Origin of the sequence: Chitinimonas sp. BJB300, from assembly GCF_002735695.1 — a bacterium.
Classification (GTDB): domain Bacteria; phylum Pseudomonadota; class Gammaproteobacteria; order Burkholderiales; family Chitinimonadaceae; genus Chitinimonas.
This window is the reverse complement of the sequence record NZ_PDZH01000228.1, coordinates 1-3,502: the sequence shown is the minus strand read 5'-3', so window position 1 is coordinate 3,502 and position 3,502 is coordinate 1. Positions and strand designations below refer to the sequence as shown.

Here is a 3,502-nt window from a genome sequence, read left to right as displayed (position 1 = left end):
AGCTCAAGCAAGCGACCAAAGCCCATATGGAGATGTTGGAAAACACCCCGGAACGAGTGTGCTCCTATTTCGAAGACCCCAGGATCAAGTACGCCGCCTGATCAATACTTAGTTGCCGGGTGAATAGATGTGAATCTCTCGACTTATCCCGCTCCGCTAGGCCCATAACGCACAAGAAGGCAGAAAGCGGACATTTATGCCGCTTCCTGCCTTTTAAGATTCTTAAGCTATTTTGTTCAAGTTACTGACGGTGAAACAGCGCCCGCGCGCTGACTACACGGACTCTGGAGACCTCGCATGAAGTCCCCCATGGCCTGCAGTTTCTCTTCATTGGTTAGCGCTGACTGCCCGATGGCTTTTAACGATTCGGTTACCGATTCCTGTAAAGAATTAGGCGCCGTTCCACCGGCTACTTGATCCATTTCCAAGGTGTTAAGTGTTTGCATGATTGCCTCGCACATGAGGTTGAGTAGGGCCAATCAGCGTAGTGATTGGCAGCTGGTGTTGCACTGCATTAGAGAAACGTAATGTACCTGAGTTCCAGACATCCTCTCGCTGAGGCAGCACAGCCGGCCAGCGGGCTCCGACCACCCCGGCGCCGCTGCCCTCAAGGCATTAGAACGCACAGTCAAAGCACGTCGCCGTGCCAACGAGCGCCTGAAACAAGCCCGTGCGTTTCCCGTACAGACGGCGCTAAGCACGGCTTCAAGCCATGATGCCGTCGCCCAAGGCAATGGAATCGGCGATTACACGGTGCGCGTGGATTTGGACGGGCTCGCCCACCACGCGCACCAAGGTGAGGGTCTGCTGGGCGACGGCCTCTCCCTGACAGGGTGACAGAAAGGTCACTGGCCCGACCTCGATACATGAGACGTCGGTAACTGTCAGGCAGGCCGCCAGGTTGTCATCGTCGCATTGCGGCGTCTCATCCAGAACACTGGGCAGTCCGGTGGCAAAGCGGGTGTTGATGACTTGGGTATAGGTGGCCAGCGCCTCGTGATAGATGGGTGTGGCCGTCAAATCCTGCAAGGCCAGGGCCGTGAGCAGGCGACGTAATGAGATCAACAGACGCGGCTCATTGTCGAGTGCCGTCATGGCGGCCAAGACAGAAACAGTGTCTTTCATTGGGGAGTCCTTTCAATTTTGCTTGGCCAGCCGATCCCCTTGGCGTCACGCGGACGCTTAAAAATCGACTGTTGGATGAAGGGTGACGGGTCAGTCGTTCAGTAATTTTCCGTATTTACGAACAACGCAATCTATAATTTACACAACAACGAACATATTCCGCAAGCAAATGTTCGTCATGACGGCGTTGATTTGTTCGACCATACGAACATGACGGCAATTTTTAGCGACAGAATGCGACTGGCGGCCAAAGAAGCGGACTTAAAACCCGCGCAGATTGCGTCGGCCCTCAAGAAAAACCGTTCCACGGTGCAGCAGTGGTTTGATGGCACGGTTAAGTCCATCTCCGGCGACTCCCTCACCGCCGTGGCCAAGTTGCTTGGCGTTCGCGTCGAATGGCTTGCAGCAGGTGACGGCCCTATGCGATCACTGCCGGACCAATCGAAGACGCAGCGAGAAAACATCGACCAGGGTTTTACGACCATGACGGTGCCGGATGAAATCAAACCCATGTTTGAGGCTTGGCTGGCGCTTCACCAAAATCGCCCGATTCCTGCCGACCTCTTGAAAGCGAATACCCTCTTAGCCAACAGCCTTACCGCTGCCCTCGCGCCCGCTCGCCACCAGGATGAAGATCAACGCAGCGAATAACGGGTGGCCAGCGCGCCAGGTTGAGCGAGGAGGAGGCTACCGCGGTATCACGTCAATCGGCGGACCAAGGTCTCCATGGTCTCCGCAGGCACAGTGACGCCGAGCGCAGCGAGTTCAACCGGTAAGACGCGCCGCAGCATATAGCGCCGCACGGCCGTTGGGGTACCCCGCCCACCCATCATTTGCCTCGGCCATCTTGGCCGGCCAATTGTGCTTGTAGGTTGTCCCACACGCCGCGTTAATCTCATCCAGGATTTGCTTGAGGGGTTTCCCGGCAGCCTGCTCGATGTCAAGCCAGCACTGGAAAAGTCCCTTGTGATTGTCGAGTGCCATGGTGGCCATACCTACCAAGGGCCGCGCCCCCCCTGACAAGACGCTTGGCCGCCACTGGGCGCGGTCGATGCCGCCGTCTTTTGCCTGAGGCGGACGAGCAAAAAGCGCGCTGATTTATCCCCGATAGCTGGGGATAAGCAGCACTGCTTATCGGCCCCAAGGCCTGACCGGCTTGGGATTCAGTTGGGTGCTGATTTTTTGAGCAGGCAACCGCACCGACGCCTTTTCCAGCAAGCGTGGTTTCGGACGAAGTGGCGATACCGCCAGAAATCAACGTCAGCTACGGTTTCGGTGACAAAAAAACGGGACGGGGGGGCAGAACTTGGCGCACCTTTCGCCCTAGACCGTATGGGTAACCCCATTTTTATGGAGAAAGTTTTCAAAAAGGAGGGGGGTTAACCGCGAAGGCCCCTCACGCCACGCAAACGACACCGGGGGCGATGTTTGACCTGCTGCGGTTTTGACGGCGTGCTGCGCCCTGCAAAGTCGTCCCTAGCGCGTGTTATTGGCAGTATCGCCACTTCGCCCCATTCAACACTTGCCGGAACCCACCTCTAGACGGACCGTCGGCATTGGCCTGTAGAACCACCCTTGATCGTGGCGTATTCGGTTCGTTGGCAGGCAATCGATACCGGGACTGCCCGCACCTTCTGCGAAGATTCCACAAAAACCCGCCCTTGAGCCATCAAATCATCGTTTGGCCACAACCCACCATACCAAGCCATTTTAGTGCCCTGTGAGCCTGTTTATGCGTCAAATAGCGCCTATCTTGGCGAGTACGCACCCTTGGTTCTTGGTTTCCTCTTCTTAAACCAACCCTTTACCTCTACTTTTACTAAACCAACCCTTTACTTTACAAATTTGTCCCGGGTAGAACTCTCTTGTCCCACTTCCCCGGGACAACATTTCTTCTTTTAAATCAAAGATGTCCCACTTGTCCCGGGTGAAAATCATTACGTGCGAGACAAATAAAAAAAGAGCGAGGCACATTGTGTGTACGCGCGCTCGTGCGGGTATGGGGCGGGACAAGTGGGACATCCCCGTCAATACTGGGTTTGACGTGTCCCCACTTACTGGGGACAAGGGCCTGGATGTGGGGACAAAACCGCATTTTCGTCATTTTTTATGACTGGCCAGGGACAGGACAGAATCGAATAGCACGCAATTCACTTTTGTTCCGTCTTACTACCTCTCCGTTCTAGAAACACAGAACAGACTAACGCTTTGATTTATTTCTTTTGTTCCAAGTGTTCCAAGTGTTCCGGGTTACATACGCGTATACGAGGCTGCCTACGCACACATTGGGCGTGTGTATACGCTACACGTGTGCACACATGGGCGCGCAGCGGGCGGAACACCTGGATCTCTTGGAACAACCCTGTATTGATGCGGG

At 55.2% G+C, this 3,502-nt stretch carries 3 protein-coding genes; 1 reads left to right on the top strand and 2 read right to left on the bottom strand.

The features are described from left to right. Positions 1-705: 705 nt before the first annotated feature. Positions 706-1,125: a hypothetical protein gene (locus CSQ89_RS20515; RefSeq protein WP_099407854.1), complete on the bottom strand. Its 420-nt coding sequence runs from the start codon at positions 1,123-1,125 to the stop codon at positions 706-708. A gap of 210 nt (positions 1,126-1,335) precedes the next feature. Here CSQ89_RS20515 and CSQ89_RS20510 point away from each other — a divergent pair, with 210 nt between their 5' ends. Further along, a complete protein-coding gene (locus CSQ89_RS20510) occupies positions 1,336-1,776 on the top strand; it encodes a helix-turn-helix domain-containing protein (protein ID WP_139023056.1) in 441 nt (146 codons plus the stop codon). A 114-nt stretch (positions 1,777-1,890) separates the two neighbouring features. Here the strand turns inward: CSQ89_RS20510 and CSQ89_RS20505 are convergent, their stop codons facing one another. Further along, on the bottom strand, positions 1,891-2,109 hold the full coding sequence (locus CSQ89_RS20505; protein WP_099407852.1) for a hypothetical protein: 219 nt from the start codon (positions 2,107-2,109) through the stop codon (positions 1,891-1,893). Between the last annotated feature and the right edge of the window lie 1,393 nt (positions 2,110-3,502).